Below are 21,221 nucleotides of genomic sequence, written 5' to 3' on the forward strand. Positions count from 1 at the left end.
AAGGTGGTCTGGCGGCTCCCTGGGAACATTTCAGGGGCTTTTGTACCGATATCGGTCAGAAGCCCTGCAACCTCCCGGTAAGGCATGGTATACCGCTGAGACAGATACCGCATGGAGGCGGAAAGTTCCCCGTCAGGTCCGCCGAACTGGCTGATGATTACCTGAGCAATCTGGGGATTGGTCTGAGTGATGTTTACCGGATACTGTAATCTTTTTTCATAATTCCACATTTAACAACAGCCTCCTTCCCAGGGCATGGGCTGCATTGCCCACAGCCATTTCTGATCTGGTTTTGCAGTGTCGATGGTAAGAGGCCCATAACAGTCTTCATATTCTTTCAGCGCGTTCATACGCACTTCACGGAAATGGTTAAAGTAAGCGATTGCCTCCTGGTCCATTGGATGAGTGTCAAGGTAGAGGACAATATCGTTTACCGCGAAACTTACCATATTAATCCACTGAAATAACTTCATCTGTTCCATCTGATTTCCTTTCATTTCGGGCAGCCTCCTTTCCCGCAGAATGGTTTGCTCAGTTCAGGGAAAATGGTCCCGCACTGCAGGGCTTTGTCAGGTTCAAAGGTCTCATGGAAAAACTGCCAGGGAACATAGGCCATGGCAACAGGCATGCCAGCCAGCGGATCAGCTTTATGAGGGCAGATTCCGGTCATGGGCGGGCAGTCTGTGTTCGGGCAGGCAGGTACGTCCGCCGGACATGGTTTTGGCATCATGGGGCGTCCAGGCATATCAGCTGGGCATGGCCGGTGCATCATCTGGCGTCCGGACATATCCGCCGGACATGGTTTTGGCACCATAGGGCGTCCATTCATGTTTGCCGGACATGGTTTTGGCATCATCTGGCGTCCGGACATATCCGCTGGGCATGGTCTGTGCATCATCTGGCGTCCGCTCATGTCAGCCGGACACGGTTTTTCCGGCACAGGCTGTCTGGTACGGTTCTGACTGCAGCCGCAGTCGGGTGCTGTATGATAATTAGCCATAATGGTAATCCTTTCTTTTTTACAAAATTGCTTTTTAATACAATATGAAAAAGAGGGGAAATGGTGCAGTGATTGGAATATTGCTTTATGATACAGGAAATGTTATACTTCTGTTATATATTGGCAGTAATGAAGAGAGTGAAAAAGCTGTACAATACTGTCTTTTTCCTTCACTTCTCCTGTTTTACAGACAGAAAGGAAGAAAATGAAGAATTTACGAAAAATAGCAGGGATTTCCATTTTATTAATACTTTTTTTTATGGTACTTGCGTTGTTTCGATTCCAGAGTGATGGAGAGTCATCAGCGCTGCCCTATCAGTTTAAATATAATTTTGATGAAGACTGGGAGGCGGCTGTGCTGAACAGCCAGGCGGCAGCCGGAGAGGACAGGCTGGAAATGCTCAGAAAAGATCTGGCAGAGAAGAAGTGGCAGAAAGTGACTTTGCCCTTTACAGGAAACAGCCGTGACGGAAATACTGTTGTATTAAAAAATACACTGCCGGAGGATTACGCGGGAATGACTGTAAATTTTTCCACTGCGGGCGCCGCTGTGGAAGTATTCCTGGACGATGAGTTAATATATCAGTACGGTGGAGAAAAAGAGGATGATGTGTCTGGAACCATGGAGCACTATGCGGATGTTCCGAATGCTTTTCATGCGGGAGAACTCTGGGTTGTACTTACTTCTCCTGATCCGGATACAGCGGCAGAGCTCAGAAGCATGAAGGTGGAAACACGAAGTACCGTGGTTATTGGCCTGGTGGGAAATAATATTGCAGATATCGGCTGCTGTCTGCTGATTATACTGATGTCCATTATCATGTTTGTTCTGGCAATGATACGTCTCTATACCCGGCAGCCTGCCCGTGGAGAACTGTTTCTTGGACTGACCGGACTGGCGGCCGGAATTTACTGTTTTATCAGAACAGATACGCTGAGTATTTTTTATAATGTGCAGGAAGCCTACGAGATGCAGGAATATCTGGTGCTGCTGATGCCTCTGTTTCTGGCGATGTACTTTGAATGGAACCTGCACAGCATATATCCTTACCGGTTTTCCATACTGATTTTGTTCACCGTTATCAATGCGGTGATACAGATTTCCCTGGAACTTCTGGGTATCCAAAATCTTGCGGAAATGGTCAATATTACCGCAGCCATTATCGGGGCTGTCTGTATAATTGCCATTGTGAGTCTGATACAGTTTGACTTCAGAAACAGACATTATCAGGCCCTGCTTTCCGTGCTGTCCATGCTGGTGCTGTTGTCCGGAGGCATTGCAAATGTGATGATCAATACTTTTTTTCAGGAGTTGTATGGAAATACGGCCGGTCAGTACAGTATGGTACTGTTCAGCATAATGATGGCAGCCATGCACACACTGCAGATATCAAGGGAATACCGGGCAAATGCAGAGGAAAGTGCACGTCTTCTGAGTGAAGAAGTGAAGGCGGCAGAGCAGCAGAATATACAGCTGGCCCAGGCAAAACAGGATGCGGAGGCTGCCAGACAGGAGGCTCTGGCGGCAAATGAGGCAAAAGGCAAGTTTCTGGCCCACATGTCCCATGAAATACGGACACCTATCAATGCGGTGCTGGGTATGGATGAAATGATACTGCGGGAATCCACAGAGCCCCAGATTCGGGATTATGCCATGGATATCTATATGGCAGGCCAGACATTGCTGTCCCTGATCAATGATATTCTGGATTTTTCCAAAATTGACTCCGGAAAAATGGAAATTGTGCCGGTAGAATATGATGTAAGCAGTCTGATTCATGACCTGACCAATATGGCTTCCCAGAGGGCCAGAGAGAAGGGAATCCGGTTTGAGGTGGAAGTGGACCAGGGAATTCCTTCCCGGCTGTGGGGAGATGACGTTAGAATCCGGCAGGTAATTACCAATATTCTTACCAATGCGGTAAAATACACGCCGGAAGGGACGGTCTGGCTGCGGATGCGGAGTCTGGAATCGGAAGGCCCGGCAGTGCTGTGGGTAGAAGTGGAAGATACAGGGATAGGAATAAAAGAAGAAGATTTGCCCAAACTTTCCGCGGAATTTGAACGGATTGAGGAGGACCGGAACCGCAATATTGAGGGAACCGGACTTGGCATGAGCATTACGATCCAGCTTCTTAATCTGATGGGCAGCAAACTGCAGATGAAAAGTGATTACGGGAAGGGATCAAAATTCTATTTTCAGCTGGAGCAGGAAATTGTGGACGCCACTCCCATTGGAGATTTTGAATCCAGGGTACGTCAGATTTCGGAGAATTACAGCCACGGCACCGGATTTCTGGCGCCGGAGGCAAAGGTGCTGGTGGTGGATGATAATGCGGTCAACCGCAAAGTATTCCGTAATCTTCTGAAAGAGACACAGATACTGGTAACGGACGCCGGTGGCGGGGCAGAATGTCTGGAACTGGTTCAGAAAGAACATTATGATTTGATATTTCTTGACCACATGATGCCGGAAATGGATGGAATGGAAACGTTCCGGCGCATGAAAGGCCTGTCAGATTATCCCTGTCAGGATACACCGATTATTGTACTGACCGCCAATGCGGTATCAGGAGCAAAGGAAAAGTATCTGGCGGAAGGGTTTGATGATTTTCTGTCCAAGCCCATTGTACCGGAAAAACTGGAGGATATGATAAGAAGAATGCTGCCGGAGGAACTGGTTCGGGAAGCAGCGGATCATGCAGGAGATTCTTCTCCCCGGCAGACGGAGTATTCCCTGGAAGAACTTCCTCAGGTGGACGGGCTGGACTGGAATTATGCATGGCTTCATCTGCCGGACGAGGAACTGCTGGAATATACGGTTAAGGAATTTTACAGCCAGATTGATACTGCTGCGGACACGCTGGAAGCATCTTACAGCCAGATTGACAGCCCCGGCCAGTCAGATGCTTACCGGATACAGGTACATGCCATGAAGAGCCTTGCGGCAACTATTGGAATCGTACCCCTTGCGGGACTGGCAAAACTGCTGGAATATGCGGCCAGAGACGGCAGAACAGATTTAATAAAAAACATGACGGAACCCTTTCTGGAAGAATGGCGCAGTTATCGTCAGAAGCTGCAGGGAGTGTTCGGTCTGGAAGATGGTCCCGGAATGGAAGTAACAGATTATTCTGTGCTGCAGGCTCTGGTGGAAATGGTGCGGGTAAGTATGCAGGAAATGGATATTGACCAGGCGGATCAGTTCATGGGTCAGTTGCAGTCCTATGATTATCCGGAAGAGCTGAACCGGAATATCCGGAAACTGGCGGAGGCAGTGACAAATCTGGATGGAGAGGAAGCAGACCGTTTTGGGGCATTGCTGATTGAACAGATGGGAAGGCAGATTGGAGGAGAAACAGAGAAATGAGAAAAATATTACTGATTGGGAAACTGAATAGTGTGGTAAAAGAGACAAATGCCTTTTTGTCACAGTTTTTCCATGTACAGCTTTGTTCAGAAAATGCAGGCGTTCTGGAAGGGATGATGAAAATCGTAAACCCGGATCTGGTGATTGTCAGCCTGATTGGCGCATACGATATTGACACGTCCATGTTTTTCCTGTTAAGCGACCAGTACGCCCATATTCCGGTTCTGACCATCGGCACAAAGGAAGAGTGCAGTTCATTTCTGAAATATTATGAAGAAAGCCAGTTTGAAAATCTTGTCCGTCCGGTGGAAAATACAGTGATTATGAATGCGGTCTGCCGCAGGCTGGGTCTGGATAAACTGAAAGTGGAACAGGAAGCGGCAGCAGAGAAGAAAACAGAAATCGGCAATAAAAAAAGGATTCTGGTGGTGGATGACAATGGGACCACACTTCGAACCATGAAAGCCATGCTGGAAGACCATTATGAGGTGGCCATTGCCATATCCGGCGCCCAGGCTATGACTTCCATCGGCAAAAAACGTCCGGATCTGATTCTTCTGGATTATGAAATGCCGGTCTGCGACGGCAGAATGACGCTGGAAATGATACGGGCCGATGAGGAAATGAAAGATATCCCCGTGGTTTTTCTGACTGCGGTGAACGACCGGGCAAACATTGAGGCGGTGCTGAAATTAAAGCCGGCAGGATATTTTCTGAAACCGGCGGTAAAAGACAAACTGATTGCAGAAATTGAAAAAATACTGAATCCTGTATGACAGAAGAAGCAAGGAGCAGCCTTATGAAATATTATCTTGCCCCTCTGGAGGGCATTACCACTTATATTTACCGTAATGCATATCACCGTATTTTTACTCCGGCAGATAAATATTTCACCCCTTTTCTTGTGCCCAGGCAGAAAAAGAGTTTCAGCAGCCGGGAACGAAATGATATTCTGCCGGAGCACAATCCGGGGCTTTATACGGTACCTCAGCTTCTGACCAGCCGGGCAGAAGATTTTATCCGGGCAGCCAGGACACTGACGGAATATGGATATGAAGAAATCAATCTGAATCTGGGCTGTCCTTCCGGTACTGTGGTTTCCAAAGGAAAAGGCGCCGGATTTCTGGCGCATCCTCAGGAACTGAACCGGTTTCTGGAAGAAGTGTTCGCAAATCTTTCTCTGCGTATTTCCATTAAGACAAGAATCGGGATGGAAGAACCGGAGGAATTTGGAGAGCTTCTGGAAATATTTAATCAGTACCCGCTGGAAGAACTGATTATCCATCCAAGGGTTCGGGAGGATTATTACAGAAATCCGCTCCGTCTTTCAGCATTTGCCGCAGCCATGAAAGAGAGCCGGAATCCGGTCTGTTATAACGGGAATATATTCAGTCCGCAGGATTTTGAAGGATTGAAGGAAAAATTTCCGAATCTTTCCGCTGTAATGTTAGGGCGCGGAATCATTGCAAATCCGAACCTGCTGGGTGAATGTAAGGAAAGGGTTCCTGCCCGGCAGGGAGACACCGGACAGGACGGGAAAACGGAACGGGAACCGGAGAAAAAGAAGAAACAGCAGTTTCAGCAGTTCCATGCACTGGTTTATGAGGATTATCAGGAAATTTTAAGCGGCGAACGCAGCGTACTTTATAAAATGAAAGAATTCTGGTCTTATATGATACAGTCTTTTTCCGGCTATGAGCCCTATGCAAAACAAATCAGAAAAGCAGAATCTCTGCGGAAGTATGAAACAGTGGTTCAATCGCTGTTTCGTGAACAGGAGGTTACAAATCATGGAAGATTTTCGTTTTAAAGTGAATCTGGGCGGAATGATTGAAATTTTATCCGACCATCTTTACAGCAGCCCGGATGTCTATATCCGGGAGCTGCTGCAGAATGCTGCCGACGCCATTACGGGAAGGCGGAAACTGCAGGGGACAGAGACGGAAGGGGAAATCACCCTGGAAATCACAGAAGGAAAGCAGCTGATATTTACCGATAACGGACAGGGGCTGACAGAAGCAGAAATTCATCAGTTTCTGGCCATTATCGGAGAATCTTCCAAACGGGAACTGGAAAATAAGGATTTGCGTACAGATTATATCGGACGATTCGGTATCGGCCTCCTTTCCTGTTTTATGGTTTCCGATGAAATCTGTATGGTGACAAAATCCTGCCGGAGTGAGGACGCCCCAGTGCTTGAGTGGAACGGAAAGCCGGATGGAACTTATACCATACAAAATCTTAAGGAGGAAGAAGCGGGACAGGGGAGAAAAGAGTCCCAGGTAAAACAGATGACGTCTCCCGGAACAAAAGTAATACTGAATGCAAAAGAAGGGATGGAGCAATATTTTACCGGAGAAACCATTGAGGAACTTCTGACTTATTATGGCCTGTTGCTGCCTTTTCCCATTCTGGTCCGCCGGCAGGGAGAGGAAAAACAGATCAATCCCACCTACCTGCCCTGGGAAGGGCGTACCACCAACAAACAGGAACTTCTGCTGTTTGGGCAGATGCTGTTCGGAGAACCGTTTTTTGACTGTGTGACGTTTCGCTCAGAAGAGGGGAATGTGTCAGGGGTGGCCTATATCGTGAATTATACCGTATTGCCTTCTGCAAAATCCTTTCACCGGATTTATTTAAAGCATATGATGCTGACAGAAAAAGGAGATAATCTGATACCGGACTGGGCAGTGTTTACCAAATGCATTGTCCATGCCACAGATCTGAGGCCTACCGCCTCCAGAGAAGGGTTTTATGTGGATGAAACACTGGAATCTGCCAGGGAAGTTATCGAGGACAGCCTGATTCGTTATATTGACACGCTGGCAGAAGAAGAACCGGAGCGGTTTGTGCGGTTTTTCCAGATTCATCACCTTACGCTGATGTCGCTGGCGCTGACAACGCCAAAACTGTTTGTGCGCCTGATTGATTATTTTGAATTTGAGACAACCAGAGGAACCATGACCGGATATGATTTGCGGATGTGTCCGGAGCCTCTGGTCTATGCCCCTACCAGAGAGAAATACAAGCAGCTGTCTCAGCTGTTTTTCTCCCAGGATCAGCTGCTGATTAATGTTTCCTATGTACATGCGCTGGATCTTCTGGTACAGCTTGGCAGGGTATTTGAGAAAAAAGTCAGCCCTGTGGAAGAATGGGATATTGAGGATTTGATGGAAGAGCTGTCTCTGGCAGATCAGGACGAAGGCTTTGATTTCCTGAAAGCGGCAAACCGTATTCTGAAAAATCACGACTGCCGGGCGGAACTGAAATATTTTTCTCCGGTTCATCAGCCCACTTTTTACCTGATAGATGAAAATACCATGTTAAGCAGGCAGATTGCAGCTTCCAGAGCTCAGGCGGACTCTATGTTTTTTAATATGCTGGACGCTTTTGCGGCGGAACTTCCCAATGATACGGCAGCCACACTGTATTTTAATTACCAAAATCCCATTGTGAAAAAAATGGTGGAAATCGAAGAAGAGTCTGTGCTGAAGATATTTATAGAAATTTTATATGTGCAGGCTCTGCAGATTGGAGGGTTTCCCCTTCACAACAACGAAATGGCCATGCAGAACCGCAATATTCTGGCTTTGATGGAGAGGGGGCTGTCCGATGGCTGACTGGCTGGAAAATTATGATCCGGAATGGATTATGGATGAGCTTCTGGAAAAAACAGAACATGGAAAACCCGCCATGGAAGTGCTGCGCCAGGCCATTCAGGAAGCAGACCGCCATCAGGATGTACCCTGGATGTTTCTGTTCCGTATTCAGTTCTGCCGGGAATCCACTTTTTACGGAGACGGTCTGGAACTTCTGGTGACTTTTCCGGAACTTCTGGCCCTTTCAGATAAATATCCGCAGCAGCCGGGAAATTTTCGCTTTGTCTTTGATACCGAAGCAGAACATGTGATGTGGGTCTATAAATGGATTCTGGACAACTGCGAGGATTTCTATCAGATTTCCATGGAGGACTGCCGGAAATTCTTTGAGGATTACCGGAACCGCTGCGTCAGTATGGGACTGAGCCTGCGGAATTACTATGCTGCCATGTATGGATTTTACTGGCAGATTGACGAGGAATTTGCAGAGGAATGTTTTCATAAATATGAAAAACAGCCCAGGGACGCACACAGCGACTGCAAAGCCTGTGAGCGGAATATGGAAATCCGGTTTTATCTGGACAGGGATAATCTGGAAAAAGCAGAACAGCTGTCAAAGGATATTGAGAATTTCCGGCTGACCTGCGGCAGCAATGAGAAGCGGAGCGCCTGGCTTCGGATGAAAATTGCATATATGAATTATTATATGGATCATGGAGAGTATGAAAAGGCTCAGAGTTATGCCAGGCTGGTGGAACGTTATATGAACGGGGAGACAGAGTATGAATGCTGGAGTGATTTTCTGGTGTGCCATGCACATACCAATATAGGCAAAGCCCTGAAAATCTATAAGGAGCACTGGAAGGAATGGCTGAATCTCCGCTGTCCCATGGATATCTGCGATACGGAAAAAAGTATCTGCATTTTTCTGAAACAGCTGAAAAAAGCCAGGAAGGGAGATACGGTAAAAATCAGCTATGACCCTGCATTTCCTCTGTACCGGGAGGACTGCCAGTACAAAATTATGGATCTGTATGAATTTTATTATGCAAGAGCGAAACAGACTGCCCAAAAGTTTGACCGTCGCAACGGAACCGATTATTATATAAAGAAGTTGGAGGATAGCCTGCATGAGGATGTATGATCTCATCAATCAGAAGAAAAGGGGAAATGCTCTGTCACCGGAAGAAATCCGGTTTATGGTGGAAGGCTATACGAAAGGAGCAATTCCCGACTACCAGATGTCTGCCATGATGATGGCAATCTGTTTTCAGGGCATGAATGAGGAAGAAACCCTGGCTTTGACCCTGTCCATGCGGGACAGCGGGGAAGTGCTGGATTTATCCCGGATTGACGGAATAAAGGCAGATAAACACAGTACCGGCGGCGTTGGTGATAAAACTTCCCTGGTGCTGGCTCCCATGGTGGCTGCTCTTGGGATACCTGTTGCCAAAATGTCAGGCCGGGGGCTGGGACATACGGGAGGAACCATCGACAAGCTGGAGTGCTTTCCGGGATTTACCACAGGGCTTTCCAGAGAACAGTTTTACCAGAATGTAAATCAGGTTAAAATGGCCATTATGGGACAGACCGCAGAGCTTGCTCCGGCCGATAAGAAGCTGTACGCATTGCGGGATGTGACCGCTACCGTGGACCAGCTTTCCCTGATTGCTTCCAGCATTATGAGCAAGAAACTGGCGTCGGGAGCAGACGCCATTGTACTGGATGTGAAAACAGGCAGCGGTGCGTTTATGAAAACAGAAAATGATGCGTTTGCCCTTGCACGGGAAATGGTGCAGATTGGAAAAAATGCCGGAAAGAAGATTTCCGCTGTGGTGACGGATATGGACCAGCCTCTGGGCAATGCAGTGGGCAATTCTCTGGAAGTGAAGGAAGCAGTTCTTTCACTGAATGGTCTCGGCCCCGCTGATTTTATGGAAGTGGTGTATGCCCTTGGCACAGAAATGGTGCTGGCGGCAGGAAAAGCAGACGATCCTTTAGAGGCAGAAGCCATGCTGAAAGAAACCATCCGGAAGAAAACCGCACTGGATAAATTTGCAGAATTTGTGGAAGCCCAGGGAGGGGAAAAGCGTTTTGTATACCAGCCGGAACTTCTGCCTGCTGCCGGAATTCAGCTTCAGGTAATGAATACGGAACACGGATTTGTGGGCGGAATCCAGGCGGAGGAAATTGGTCTGGCCAATCTGATTCTGGGCGGAGGCCGGACGGCGAAAGACAGCGTGATTGATTTGTCCGTGGGAATTCTGCTTCATAAAAAACGCGGGGATGCTCTTATGCCTGGTGAAATCCTGGCAACGGTATATGCCGCTGATATGGAACAGGCCAAAGAGGCCTATGGGAAAATTGTACGGGCTTACCGGATACAGCCTGACCGGCCGGAAACAGTTCCCATGATAAAGGGAATTATCCGATAGAAAGATACAGGCAAGCCAGTCCTGCGGCTGCCGGAGGTGCAAAAATCCGGGTGTTCGTCAGACAGCATGATAATAAGGCTGTTTTACCCGGCGCCTGCGGGAATAAACCGGCGGTGTTCTTCATATATTGCAGTATGGGAAGAGAAAAACGAACGAAATTAAGCCGGGTAAAGGAAAATGTAAAATCAAATATTGTGGAGTCTCTGGAACTGCCTGTGGATATTATGTATGGGGCAGTGATTCTTACCGCCATGGGCCGCAATCAGGTTCTGGTGGAAAATTATAAGGGAATCATTGAATATACCCAGGAAAAAATCCGTCTGCAGACCAAAACCTGCCAGGTGACCATTCAGGGAAAGCGTCTGCTGGTAGAATATTACACCAATGAGGAAATGAAAATTACCGGTTACATTCAGGGAATATTATATGACTCATAAGGGGTAAAAAATTGTTGATTGATAAATTGAAATATTTGCAGGGGTATGTTAAAATTAAACTTTCAGGGTATGCACCGGAGCGTTTTCTGAATCTGTGCAGCAATCACAATATTCTGATATGGAATCTGGAGTATGAGGAGGACCACTATGTATTCTGCATCAGTGTTCAGGGTTTAAAAAGGCTGAAACCCATACTGAAAAAAACGGGGACAAAGTTTGTGATACTGGAACGCACCGGACTTCCCTTTCTGATGCGCCGCTACCGGAAACGAAAACTGTTTTTTGCGGGAATTTTCCTCTGTTTTGGGATTTTGTATACCATGTCCCTGTTTGTGTGGAAAATTGAGGTGCATGGAAACCTCCATGAGACAGACAGCAATATTCTGAAATTTCTGGAAGAAAATCAGGTATATCACGGACTGTTAAAAAGCAAAATAAACTGTGAGGAAATCGAGGAAAAGCTCCGGGCAGGTTACGGGGATATTATCTGGGCTTCCGCAAAGCTGGAAGGCACCATGCTGATTATTGACGTGCAGGAAAACCTGGCCACCAACCAGCAGGCACAGGACCGGACGCAGGAAGACGGAACGCCCAGGGATCTGGTGGCGGAGAAAGAGGCTGTTATTTACAGCATACTGACCCGTCAGGGAACGCCGAAGGTGGAAAAAGGAGCAGAGGTTCATCCCGGCGACATTCTGGTGGAAGGAAAAAATCCTGTTATGAATGACAGTGAAGAAATTGTTTCCTATCAGTATTGCGTTTCCGACGCGGATATTCTGGGAGTTACGGAATACCCTTACGAAGATCATTTTTCCATGTGGTACGAGGAGAAGCATTTTACAGGCAGAACCAGTCAGTCATATGGACTGCGGCTGTTTGGACTGCGGATGAAACTGCCCCATATTTCCCGGAAATTTTCAGATTACGACACTGTTACCGATGAATATGATGTAAAGCTGGGAGAAAGTTTTTATCTGCCGTTTAGTGTTACGAAAGAGGTTTACCGGGAGTATCAGAGGGAGAAAAAGCAATATACAAAGCCGAAGGCCGAACAGACGGCAAAAGAGAAATTGAACGAATTTTGTGAAGAATTAACACAAAAAGGGGTTCAAATTATAGAAAATAATGTTATGATAGTAACGGATGGGAAAAACTGTACAGCTTCCGGTACCATAAAAGTAATAGAACCCATTGGTACGCCAAAGGAAACTGTATTAACAGACATACCGCAGGAAGGGCTGATAGAAGATGAGTCTGATGGAAACAGTAATTGATATTCCCGCAGAACACATGTCCAATGTTTTCGGGCAGTTTGATGCATATATGAAAAAAATAGAGCGTGCGTTTGGTGTTACGGTGGTAATGCGGGATAATAAAATGAAACTTCTGGGGAACGAGGGTGACGTGAAGAAAGCCTCCAGAGTTTTTACGCAGCTTTTTGAACTGTCCAGACGGGGCAGTCAGATTACAGAGCAGAACGTGGATTATGCCATTTCTCTGACTTTTGAGGAAAAGGAATCCACAATCCTGGAAATTGATAAGGAATTAATCTGCCATACGGTGAACGGGAAACCGGTGAAGCCCAAAACCCTGGGGCAGAAAAAGTATGTGGATGAAATCCGCGATAAAATGATTGTGTTCGGCACAGGGCCTGCAGGAACCGGGAAAACCTATCTTGCCATGGCCATGGCAGTCACAGCTTTTAAGAAAGAGGAAGTGAACCGGATTATCCTGACCCGGCCTGCTATTGAAGCAGGAGAGAAGCTGGGGTTTCTGCCAGGAGATCTGCAGAGCAAGATAGATCCGTATCTGCGGCCTTTGTATGATGCCCTGTATCAGATTATGGGAGCGGACAGTTTCCAGAGGAATATGGAAAAGGGCCTGATTGAAGTGGCGCCGCTGGCCTATATGAGAGGAAGAACGCTGGACAATGCCTTTATCATTCTGGATGAAGCCCAGAATACCACGCCGGCCCAGATGAAAATGTTCCTGACCCGTATCGGGTTTGGCTCCAAAGTGGTGGTTACGGGGGACGCTACCCAGAAAGACCTGGCGCCGGGAGCGGTATCCGGACTGGATGTGGCGCTGCGGGTACTGAAGCCGGTGGAGGACATAGGAATCTGTACACTGACCAGCAGTGATGTGGTGCGCCATCCGCTGGTACAAAAAATAGTAAAGGCTTATGAAGAGTATGAGAAACATGAGAGAAAAGGAAGCGGAAACAACAGCAGAGAACGGAGCAGAAGTAAAAAAGTTCGGCGTCCTGAAAGACACTGAGCGGTCAGGCAGGAATTTTATGCTGGGCAGTATGGCAGGAGCCGGTATTCTGGAATGTGTGCTGTCCGGGATTCTGAGCCATCAGAAAACAGACCGGATGGTGATACTGGTCCTTTTTGGCATTCTGTATTCGGTGGTGTTTTTTGCGGGAATGGAACTCTATCGCCTGCAGAAAGACTGGTTTTATGAAAAAGCGGCGAATTACAGAAGTATTGCCCGATGGTACTGGATTTTCTGCGGAGCCGGAGTATTGTTTGGATTTCTTCCGGAATTTGCCAGGCCGGTGCTGCTTTTGTCCCTGGGTATGACAGTTGTTACCAGCAATTTTTTCGGACTGGCAGCGGGTATTTTTCATGCGGCGGTATTCTGTCTGTGCGGACAGGCAAATGTCCATGTGCTTCTGTGCGACATTTTTCTGCTGATTGCAGGCTGTATGGCGGCCTCTGTTTTGCAGGACATCAAAGAACAGAGCCATGAAATTGTATTTCTGTTTCTCTACACTTTTGGCAGTGTTTTGATTTTTTCCTTTGCACGGACTGGCCAACTGGAGTGGGATGTGTTAATCTATGGAGTGTGCAACGGTATTTTTTCCTCTGTGGGCGCTGGCATTTTATACCGGAAAGTATATTCCTATCCTCAGAATTCCAGAAAACAGGAACTGGAGCGGATTGTGCGGGATGATTTTGGTCTGGTGCAGGAAGTACAGAAATTTTCCAAAATGGATTATAACCATGCCATTAAAGTCTCCATCATTTCAGAGAACTGTGCTAAAATTGCAGGGGCCGACCCGGATCTGGCAGCGGCAGCGGGATTTTATTACCGGCTGGGCAGGATGGCCGGGGAGCCTTATGTGGAAAATGGAGTGGCCCTTGCGAAAAGCAACCGTCTGCCCATGGAAGTCATTGAAATACTGCGGGAATATAATGGAGAACAGGCATTGCCTTCCACACTGGAATCTGCCATCGTGCATATTGTGGACAGTGTGGTGGCAAAGTTTGACGTGCTGGATAAAACCACCCTTTCCAGCTCCTGGAATCAGGATATTCTGGTGTATCAGACATTGAATGAAAATTCAGCTTCCGGACTTTATGACAAATCCGGATTCAGCATGAATATGTTTTTGAAAATCAGGGATTATCTTATAAAGGAGGCTAATCTGTTTTGACTGTGAGTATCGAAGAAGAAGTGGAAGTGAACTTCCCTTTTGATTACAGGACACTGGCAGAGGCAGTGATACGAAAGGCAGCAGAGGCGGAAGCATTTCCCTTTGAGGCGGAAGTAAACCTGCTTCTTGTTTCTGCGGAGGAAATCCGCAGGGTGAACCGGGAATTCCGTCAGATTGACGCGCCCACAGATGTACTTTCCTTTCCCATGATACAGTATGAGAGACCGGGAGATTTTTCCGAATTGGAGCAGGATGAGGATAATTTCAATCCGGATACGGGAGAGGCGCTGCTGGGTGATATTGTGCTGTGTGTGGACCGGGTCACGGAACAGGCTCAGGAATTCGGCCACAGTGAAAGGCGGGAATATGCATTCCTGATTCTGCACAGTATGCTGCATTTATTTGGATATGACCATATGACGAAGGAGGAAGCTGCGGTAATGGAAGAGAAGCAGAGACAGCTCCTGAATCAGATGGATATTTTAAGATAAATTTATTTCAGCAGTCCCGAAGGGCTGCATATCACAGAAAACCTGGAGGAATGAATCATGAAGAAACGTATGGTATGGCTGTTGCTGGCGGCAATGATATTGAGCATATCTGCCGGCTGCGGCAAGAAAGAGGAAGAACCTGTGGAAGAGGAACCGGTGGTGGAAGAACCGGTGGAAAAGGAACCGGAAGAGGAACCGGAGGAAGTGCCGGAAGCGCCTGCCACGCCAGAAGGAATGGCAAGAAGTTATCTGACCGGTGAATGGATTGACCAGGAGCTGGCCAGGAAGCGGCCTCTGGCTGTGATGATCGGCAATACTTCCGATGCTCTGCCTCAGTACGGGATCTCATCTGCGGACATTATCTATGAAGTTCCGGTGGAGGGTTCCTACACACGTCTGATGGCGATTTTCCAGAATTATGCCGGACTTGAAAAAATTGGTTCCGTGCGCAGCTGCCGTCACTATTTTATTTATTTTGCAAGGGAATTTGACGCTATTTACACCCATTACGGACAGGCAGTTTATGCGGAGCCGGTTCTGGACAGAGAAGACGTACACAATCTGAGCGGTATGGATTCTTCCATTGAAACGATTATGTTCTACCGTGATACCAACCGCAAAGCGCCTCACAATGCATTTATCAGTGAAGAGGGCATCAATGCGGGCATTGAGAAAAAGGGATACCGCACCGAACTTTCCGAATCTTACAGCGGACATTATCAGTTTGCAGAAGATGATGCGCCGGTAATGCTGACGGGAGAGGACGCTCTGGTGGTCAGCCCCGGATATTTTGTCAACAAGCCCTGGTTTGTATACAACAGCGAAGACGGCCTTTATTATCGCTATGAATTTAAAGACAGACAGATTGATGCTGCCACCGACAGTCAGCTTGCGGTAAAAAATATTCTGATTCAGTATTGTGACTGGTCAAAACTGGATGAAAACGGTTACATGGACATCAATACCACATCCGGAGGCGAAGGAATCTATATCACCAACGGAAAAATGGAAAAAGTAACCTGGACAAAAGACAACGAAGATTCTCCGGCACGTTATTACAGTGAATCAGGAGATGAAATTACCCTGAATCAGGGAAAAACATGGGTTTGCATTGCAAGAAAAGATTATATGGACCGTTTCGGCGTCTATGCAACTCAGGAGGAACTGTCAGCGGCAAGAGCCACAGAACAGTAGGCGCTGCGGACAGAGTGCATTTACTGGATGATACGCTGCAGATGGAAGGGAAGTATTGAGGAAAGCATATGAGTAAAAGAAAGAAAAATGAATCGAATTTTCTGGTACAGGGCTCTATTCTGGCAGTCGCTTCCATTATCAGCCGTATCATAGGTCTGATTTACCGGATTCCGTTAAAATCCATCATTGGAGATATTGGAAACGACTATTATGGAACGGCTATGGAAATTTACAGCATTTTGCTGCTGATTTCTTCCTACAGCCTTCCTCTGGCCGTTTCCAAACTGGTTTCCACCAGAATGGCAAAGGGGCAGCGGAAAAATGCATACCGGATTTTCCGGGGCGCGCTGCTGTTTGCCTTTGTGTCCGGTGCCGCTGCCAGCCTTATTGTCTATTTTGGTGCAGATTTTATCACAACTTATATTGTGCGGACTCCTTTGAGTATTTTTGCCTTGAAGGTACTGGCGCCCACACTTTTTGTGGTGGCTGTGCTGGGGGTCATCCGCGGATTTTTCCAGGGGATGGGTACCATGATGCCCAGCGCGGTATCTCAGCTCATTGAACAGGTCATCAATGCGGTAATCAGTGTCTGGAGCGCTTACATGCTGTTTCAGTACGGTACGAAAATTGGCGCGGTACTGGGAAATCCTGCCACTTACGCAGAGGCATACGGGGCTGCCGGGGGAACCATCGGAACCGGAGCAGGAGCTCTGGCAGCTCTGCTGTTTACCATATTTGTGTTTATGATTTACCGCCCGGTGTTCCGGAAAATGACAGATCGTGACCGGAGCAGAAATGTGGAAAGCTACCGTACCATATTTTATGTACTGATTATGACCATTATCCCGGTATTGCTGAGCACCACGATTTACAATATTACTTCTTTTCTGGATCTGGGCGTCTTCAAACAGATTGCGGCATTCCAGGGATATAAGGCAAAAGACTACAGTACCATGTGGGGCGTATATGTGGGAGAATATAAGGTGTTAATCAATGTTCCCATTGCCATAGCGTCTTCCGTATCTGCTTCCAGTGTTCCCAGTCTGTCCACGGCTTTTGCAGCCAGAGATATTCCGCAGGTGAAACGAAAAGTGGCATATTCCATCCGCTTTATTATGGTAATTGCCATTCCCTGTGCAGTGGGAATGGGAGTGCTGGCGTCTCCGATTCTGCAGCTTTTGTTCGGTGACAGCAGGGAGCTGCCTGCCAGAATGATGCAGATTGGAGCGGTTTCCATTGTATTTTATTCCCTGTCTACTTTAAGTAACGGGATTCTGCAGGGCATTAATCGTATGAATGTGCCGGTGAAAAATGCGCTGCTGGCGCTGTTTTTACATATCGGAGTTCTGGCGGCCCTGATGTACGGGCTGGATTTGAATATTTATGCAGTGGTATGGGCCAACACCTTTTTCTCTTTTCTGATGTGTATTCTGAATGGAATGGCAATCCGCAAATATCTGCGGTATCGTCAGGAGATAGCGCGGACTTTTATTATTCCCGGAATTTCCGCCGGGGTAATGGGGGCGGCAGTTTACGGAAGCTATTATTTTATGATGAAGACCATAAAAATCAACAGTGTCTCCACCATTCTTTCCATTGTGGTGGGCGTTCTGGTGTATGGAATGGTGCTGCTTCTCCTGCGGGGGCTGCGGGAACAGGAGCTGCGCAGTTTTCCCATGGGGAACCTGATTATCCGGATTGCAAAAAAAATGCGTTTATTGTCGTAACCGATTGATATGTTTGCGGAAAGCAGCCTTTTGCTCTGTATTTTTCAGAAACATCGGCAGTTCAGAAATGTATAAAATACCAAAAACAGCAGATACTACCAGAAAAAGGAGATTGAAATGGAAAAGAAATGTAGTATCCGCCTGTTTTTGTTTGGAATTATCATAAGCGCAGCTTTCAGCCTCAGCGCCGGATTTTTCGCCGGAACCCATAAAAGCTGGGAAACATATGAAGAACGCATTGTGCTTTTACAACAGCAGAACGAAGATCTGCTTGCCAGGCAGACTGCGGACAGAAAGGAACAGAATCTGGCAGAAAGCCTGAAAATGGTGGAACCCTGGGCCTATATACTGGTGGAAGAGGACGGCTATGTGGCAGTGTACCGGGGAGACCGGGAGACATTGTTTTCTTCTACAGATATCCGTATTTCAGATCTGCCGGAAGAACTGCAGGAAGAAATCCGGGAAGGAAAAGGCATTGAAACGGAGGCGCAGCTCTATAATTTTCTGGAAAGTTACTCCAGTTAGAGCCCTTGAAACCCCGAATTTTGCGTGGTATAATCTGTTTTGAGGAGCCCTGAAAGGGAGAAGATACAGGAGGAGACCACAGATATTCATGAACAGACAATTTGACATCATTATTGTGGGCGCCGGCGCAGCAGGGCTTGCTGCCGGAATTCATGGAGCAGAACATGGTGCGGAAGTTCTGATTCTGGAACATATGGACAGGGCCGGGAAAAAACTTCTGGCAACAGGAAACGGAAAATGTAATTTTACCAATGAAAAGCAGGGGATTGCATATTACAGAGGCAAGGACCCTGCCTTTGTATTGCCTGCGCTGGAACAGTTCGGCCTGAGAGAAACCCTGGATTTTTTCCGGAAACTGGGGATTTTACCGAAAAGCAGACGGGATGGTTATTACTATCCGGCCAGCGGGCAGGCTGCTTCTGTCCGGGAAGTGCTGCTGATGGAATGCCGGAGACGGAACGTTACCATTGCCTGTGACGTGGGAATCCGGTCCATCCAAAAACAGGGAGAATTTTTTCTGTTCCGGACGAAACAGGGAGAATACACAGGCAGAGCCTGTATCATTGCCACCGGAGGAAAAGCTGCCCGAAAAACAGGGAGTGACGGAAGCGGATTTCCATATATTGTGGGATTTGGACATAAATTGACAGATATTGTTCCTGCTTTGGTTCAGTTGCAGGGTAAACAGTCATTTTTGAGAGAAATTGCAGGAATTCGTGCAGAAGCTCTGGCAGAACTTTACATAAATCACGAGAAAATTGCAGAAGATCTGGGAGAACTTCAGCTGACCGAAACAGGGGTGTCCGGAATTCCCGTGTTTCAGATCAGCCGTTATGCCGCATATGGACTTCTACAGGGAAAGCAGGTCATGGTCAGTCTGAATTTCCTTCCGGATTATTCGGATAAACAGACAAAAGAACTGCTACGGGAGCGCTTTGTCATCTATGGAGAGGGGAAAACGGCAGAAGAATCCTTAATCGGCCTGTTTCCTGCCAAACTCAACCGGGTACTGCTGAAAGAAAGCGGTATTTCACCGGATGAAAAAGCCTCTGAGTGCAGGAAGCAGAAGCTGGACCGTCTGGCTTTTCTTATTCGTCATCTCAGAGTGGATATTACCGGAACCAGGGGATTTGAACAGGCACAGGTGACGGCAGGCGGAGTGGATACCGGGGAGATCTGTCCAAAAACCATGGAATCCAGACTGGTGCCCGGACTTTTTTTTGCAGGAGAAGTGATGGACATTGACGGCATGTGCGGCGGTTACAATCTTCAGTGGGCATGGTCCAGCGGATACGTGGCAGGAAAATCCGCCGCAGAATACCGTAAAAGAAAAAGCATACAGGGAGGGCATAAAAGCCGAAACAGGGTGAAAAAATGATAAGAATTCAACAGTTAAAACTTCCCGTTTCCCATACAGAGGAAGAACTGATACAGAAAATAGCAAAAATGCTGGGTATCAGGCCCCAGGCAGTTCTGGAATACCGGATTCGAAAACAGTCTGTGGACGCCCGCAGGAAAAAACAGGTGTCCTATGTCTATACGGCAGATGTGAAAGTACAGAAAGAGGCTGCTGTTCTGAAAAAAGCAAAAAGCAGTCAGATTTCTTCAGCAGGAGACATTTCCTATGAATTTTCCGTCAGCGGAACAGAGGCGCTGGCCCATCCTCCGGTGATTATCGGAAGCGGCCCGGCAGGACTGTTCTGCGGCTGGCTGCTGGCCCGGCATGGATATGAACCCATTATCCTGGAACGGGGCAGGCAGATGGAAGCGCGGACAAAAGATGTGGAACTGTTCTGGCAGGAAAACCGTCTTCAGCCGGAATCCAACGTACAGTTTGGAGAAGGCGGGGCCGGTACTTTTTCCGACGGGAAACTGAATACACTGGTGAAAGATATAAAAGGGAGAAATCAGGCTGTACTGGATATTTTTATTCAAAACGGAGCGCCGGAATCGGTTGGTTATCAGAGCAAACCTCATATTGGAACCGATGTACTCAGGAAGGTTATTGTAAATATGCGCAGGCAGATGGAGGAATGGGGCGCTGTTTTTCTGTTTGAAACCTGTGTGACAGATTTGCATTTTTGGCAGGACAGCCTTACTTCACTGGAGTGTGTCAGAGAAGGAAAGAGCTTTTCCCTGGAGACGGAGCTTGCAGTGCTGGCCATTGGCCACAGCGCCAGAGATACCTTTGAGGTATTGCAGAAACGCGGGCTGCAGATGGAAGCAAAATCTTTTGCCGTGGGGCTTCGGGCAGAGCATCCCCAGTCAGTAATCAACGAAATCCAGTATGGGGCTGAAGCTGCAAAGGTTCTGCCTGCAGCCTCCTATAAACTTACGGCAAATCTGGAAAATGGCCGGGGTGTGTATTCTTTCTGTATGTGTCCTGGTGGTTATGTGGTAAATGCATCTTCCGAACCGGGACGGATTGCAGTAAACGGTATGAGCTACAGCGGCCGGAGCGGAGAAAATGCCAACAGCGCCATTATTGTAACAGTAACCCCGGAGGATTTTCCAGATTCCGGTCCTCTGGCCGGGGTGGAATTTCAGCGCAGGCTGGAAGAGACAGCTTATAATATGGGCAATGGGGCAGTGCCCCAGCAGCTGTTCGGTGATTTTGAGAAAGGAAAAATGTCTGCTTCTTACGGGGCTTTTTCATCAGCCATAAAAGGTCATCATGCATTCGGCCCCCTGCATCAGCTTTTTCCGGAAGAACTCAGAGCATCTTTCTGTGCGGGATTTCACCGGTTTGCAGAGTATATACCAGGATTTGACCGGGAGGACGCCATTTTATCCGGGGTGGAGAGCAGAACTTCTTCTCCGGTGAGAATTACGAGAAATGAGGGATTTGAGAGCAATAAACAGGGGGTATATCCCTGCGGAGAAGGGGCAGGATATGCAGGCGGCATTATGTCCGCCGCCATGGACGGGATGAAGATTGCGGAAGCCATCGCCCGAAAATACAGAGGAAAAACAGGAGGGAAGTAACAACGTGTCAGAATTT

18 protein-coding genes and 1 pseudogene are annotated in these 21,221 nt (G+C 47.5%); 16 read left to right on the forward strand and 3 right to left on the reverse strand.

Annotated elements, in window-relative coordinates; all coding sequences use genetic code 11:
- Nucleotides 1-38: 38 nt before the first annotated feature.
- The 3 genes and pseudogenes from C805_RS15530 to C805_RS27560 form a co-directional block, all read right to left on the reverse strand.
- Nucleotides 39-230, reverse strand: a pseudogene (locus C805_RS15530) (manganese catalase family protein); the annotation flags it as partial.
- The gene (locus C805_RS15535) at nucleotides 231-497 is read right to left on the reverse strand and encodes a spore coat protein CotJB (RefSeq protein WP_016214852.1); all 267 of its coding nucleotides are present in this window, start codon (nucleotides 495-497) and stop codon (nucleotides 231-233) included. It lies immediately after the preceding pseudogene.
- Complete coding sequence (locus C805_RS27560) at nucleotides 494-1,000, reverse strand: spore coat associated protein CotJA (protein ID WP_016214853.1); 507 nt, start codon at nucleotides 998-1,000, stop codon at nucleotides 494-496. The genes C805_RS15535 and C805_RS27560 overlap by 4 nt, the downstream gene beginning before the upstream one ends.
- Nucleotides 1,001-1,205: 205 nt before the next feature.
- Here C805_RS27560 and C805_RS15545 point away from each other — a divergent pair, with 205 nt between their 5' ends.
- The 16 genes from C805_RS15545 (at nucleotide 1,206) to C805_RS15615 (ending at nucleotide 21,205) form a co-directional block, all read left to right on the forward strand.
- Nucleotides 1,206-4,370, forward strand: a complete 3,165-nt coding sequence (locus C805_RS15545) for a response regulator (protein WP_016214854.1) — start codon at nucleotides 1,206-1,208, stop codon at nucleotides 4,368-4,370.
- Nucleotides 4,367-5,146: a response regulator gene (locus C805_RS15550; protein ID WP_016214855.1), complete on the forward strand. Its 780-nt coding sequence runs from the start codon at nucleotides 4,367-4,369 to the stop codon at nucleotides 5,144-5,146. Before C805_RS15545 ends, C805_RS15550 begins: the two co-directional genes overlap by 4 nt.
- A 23-nt stretch (nucleotides 5,147-5,169) precedes the next feature.
- The gene (locus C805_RS15555; protein WP_016214856.1) at nucleotides 5,170-6,180 is read left to right on the forward strand and encodes a tRNA dihydrouridine synthase; all 1,011 of its coding nucleotides are present in this window, start codon (nucleotides 5,170-5,172) and stop codon (nucleotides 6,178-6,180) included.
- Entirely contained in the window at nucleotides 6,161-7,990 is a 1,830-nt protein-coding gene (locus tag C805_RS15560; RefSeq protein ID WP_016214857.1) for an HSP90 family protein, read from the forward strand. The genes C805_RS15555 and C805_RS15560 overlap by 20 nt, the downstream gene beginning before the upstream one ends.
- Nucleotides 7,983-9,113, forward strand: coding sequence for a hypothetical protein (locus C805_RS15565; RefSeq protein ID WP_016214858.1), 1,131 nt, complete (start codon nucleotides 7,983-7,985; stop codon nucleotides 9,111-9,113). The genes C805_RS15560 and C805_RS15565 overlap by 8 nt, the downstream gene beginning before the upstream one ends.
- Nucleotides 9,100-10,404 carry a pyrimidine-nucleoside phosphorylase gene (locus C805_RS15570; protein WP_016214859.1) on the forward strand — a complete coding sequence of 435 codons (1,305 nt, stop codon included), beginning with the start codon at nucleotides 9,100-9,102 and terminating at the stop codon, nucleotides 10,402-10,404. The genes C805_RS15565 and C805_RS15570 overlap by 14 nt, the downstream gene beginning before the upstream one ends.
- Before the next feature lie 134 nt (nucleotides 10,405-10,538).
- Complete coding sequence (locus C805_RS15575; protein WP_016214860.1) at nucleotides 10,539-10,841, forward strand: YabP/YqfC family sporulation protein; 303 nt, start codon at nucleotides 10,539-10,541, stop codon at nucleotides 10,839-10,841.
- 11 nt (nucleotides 10,842-10,852) lie between these two features.
- Entirely contained in the window at nucleotides 10,853-12,115 is a 1,263-nt protein-coding gene (yqfD, locus tag C805_RS15580) for a sporulation protein YqfD (RefSeq protein ID WP_016214861.1), read from the forward strand.
- The gene (locus tag C805_RS15585; protein WP_016214862.1) at nucleotides 12,090-13,118 is read left to right on the forward strand and encodes a PhoH family protein; all 1,029 of its coding nucleotides are present in this window, start codon (nucleotides 12,090-12,092) and stop codon (nucleotides 13,116-13,118) included. The genes yqfD and C805_RS15585 overlap by 26 nt, the downstream gene beginning before the upstream one ends.
- Nucleotides 13,042-14,283 carry a hypothetical protein gene (locus C805_RS15590; RefSeq protein WP_022751174.1) on the forward strand — a complete coding sequence of 414 codons (1,242 nt, stop codon included), beginning with the start codon at nucleotides 13,042-13,044 and terminating at the stop codon, nucleotides 14,281-14,283. The genes C805_RS15585 and C805_RS15590 overlap by 77 nt, the downstream gene beginning before the upstream one ends.
- Nucleotides 14,284-14,285: 2 nt before the next feature.
- Complete coding sequence (gene ybeY, locus C805_RS15595; RefSeq protein ID WP_371197652.1) at nucleotides 14,286-14,774, forward strand: rRNA maturation RNase YbeY; 489 nt, start codon at nucleotides 14,286-14,288, stop codon at nucleotides 14,772-14,774.
- Between the two features lie 57 nt (nucleotides 14,775-14,831).
- A complete protein-coding gene (locus C805_RS15600) occupies nucleotides 14,832-15,968 on the forward strand; it encodes a DUF3048 domain-containing protein (RefSeq protein ID WP_016214865.1) in 1,137 nt (378 codons plus the stop codon).
- Between the two features lie 68 nt (nucleotides 15,969-16,036).
- A complete protein-coding gene (locus tag C805_RS15605) occupies nucleotides 16,037-17,695 on the forward strand; it encodes a putative polysaccharide biosynthesis protein (RefSeq protein WP_016214866.1) in 1,659 nt (552 codons plus the stop codon).
- Between the two features lie 117 nt (nucleotides 17,696-17,812).
- Complete coding sequence (locus C805_RS25290) at nucleotides 17,813-18,220, forward strand: BofC C-terminal domain-containing protein (protein WP_016214867.1); 408 nt, start codon at nucleotides 17,813-17,815, stop codon at nucleotides 18,218-18,220.
- Between the two features lie 88 nt (nucleotides 18,221-18,308).
- Entirely contained in the window at nucleotides 18,309-19,598 is a 1,290-nt protein-coding gene (locus C805_RS15610; protein ID WP_016214868.1) for a BaiN/RdsA family NAD(P)/FAD-dependent oxidoreductase, read from the forward strand.
- Complete coding sequence (locus tag C805_RS15615) at nucleotides 19,595-21,205, forward strand: NAD(P)/FAD-dependent oxidoreductase (protein WP_016214869.1); 1,611 nt, start codon at nucleotides 19,595-19,597, stop codon at nucleotides 21,203-21,205. Before C805_RS15610 ends, C805_RS15615 begins: the two co-directional genes overlap by 4 nt.
- Nucleotides 21,206-21,221 lie beyond the last annotated feature (16 nt).

The sequence above is a fragment of the Eubacterium sp. 14-2 genome (assembly GCF_000403845.2).
GTDB lineage: Bacteria > Bacillota > Clostridia > Lachnospirales > Lachnospiraceae > Petralouisia.

Excerpts from the sequence above, each read along its gene's own strand:
- C805_RS15535 (WP_016214852.1), bottom strand. The coding sequence starts at position 497 with ATGAAAGGAAATCAGATGGAACAGATGAAGTTATTTCAGTGGATTAAT.
- C805_RS27560 (WP_016214853.1), bottom strand. The coding sequence starts at position 1,000 with ATGGCTAATTATCATACAGCACCCGACTGCGGCTGCAGTCAGAACCGT.
- C805_RS15545 (WP_016214854.1), top strand. The coding sequence starts at position 1,206 with ATGAAGAATTTACGAAAAATAGCAGGGATTTCCATTTTATTAATACTT.
- C805_RS15550 (WP_016214855.1), top strand. The coding sequence starts at position 4,367 with ATGAGAAAAATATTACTGATTGGGAAACTGAATAGTGTGGTAAAAGAG.
- C805_RS15555 (WP_016214856.1), top strand. The coding sequence starts at position 5,170 with ATGAAATATTATCTTGCCCCTCTGGAGGGCATTACCACTTATATTTAC.
- C805_RS15560 (WP_016214857.1), top strand. The coding sequence starts at position 6,161 with ATGGAAGATTTTCGTTTTAAAGTGAATCTGGGCGGAATGATTGAAATT.
- C805_RS15565 (WP_016214858.1), top strand. The coding sequence starts at position 7,983 with ATGGCTGACTGGCTGGAAAATTATGATCCGGAATGGATTATGGATGAG.
- C805_RS15570 (WP_016214859.1), top strand. The coding sequence starts at position 9,100 with ATGAGGATGTATGATCTCATCAATCAGAAGAAAAGGGGAAATGCTCTG.
- C805_RS15575 (WP_016214860.1), top strand. The coding sequence starts at position 10,539 with ATGGGAAGAGAAAAACGAACGAAATTAAGCCGGGTAAAGGAAAATGTA.
- C805_RS15585 (WP_016214862.1), top strand. The coding sequence starts at position 12,090 with ATGAGTCTGATGGAAACAGTAATTGATATTCCCGCAGAACACATGTCC.
- C805_RS15590 (WP_022751174.1), top strand. The coding sequence starts at position 13,042 with ATGAGAGAAAAGGAAGCGGAAACAACAGCAGAGAACGGAGCAGAAGTA.
- C805_RS15600 (WP_016214865.1), top strand. The coding sequence starts at position 14,832 with ATGAAGAAACGTATGGTATGGCTGTTGCTGGCGGCAATGATATTGAGC.
- C805_RS15605 (WP_016214866.1), top strand. The coding sequence starts at position 16,037 with ATGAGTAAAAGAAAGAAAAATGAATCGAATTTTCTGGTACAGGGCTCT.
- C805_RS25290 (WP_016214867.1), top strand. The coding sequence starts at position 17,813 with ATGGAAAAGAAATGTAGTATCCGCCTGTTTTTGTTTGGAATTATCATA.
- C805_RS15610 (WP_016214868.1), top strand. The coding sequence starts at position 18,309 with ATGAACAGACAATTTGACATCATTATTGTGGGCGCCGGCGCAGCAGGG.
- C805_RS15615 (WP_016214869.1), top strand. The coding sequence starts at position 19,595 with ATGATAAGAATTCAACAGTTAAAACTTCCCGTTTCCCATACAGAGGAA.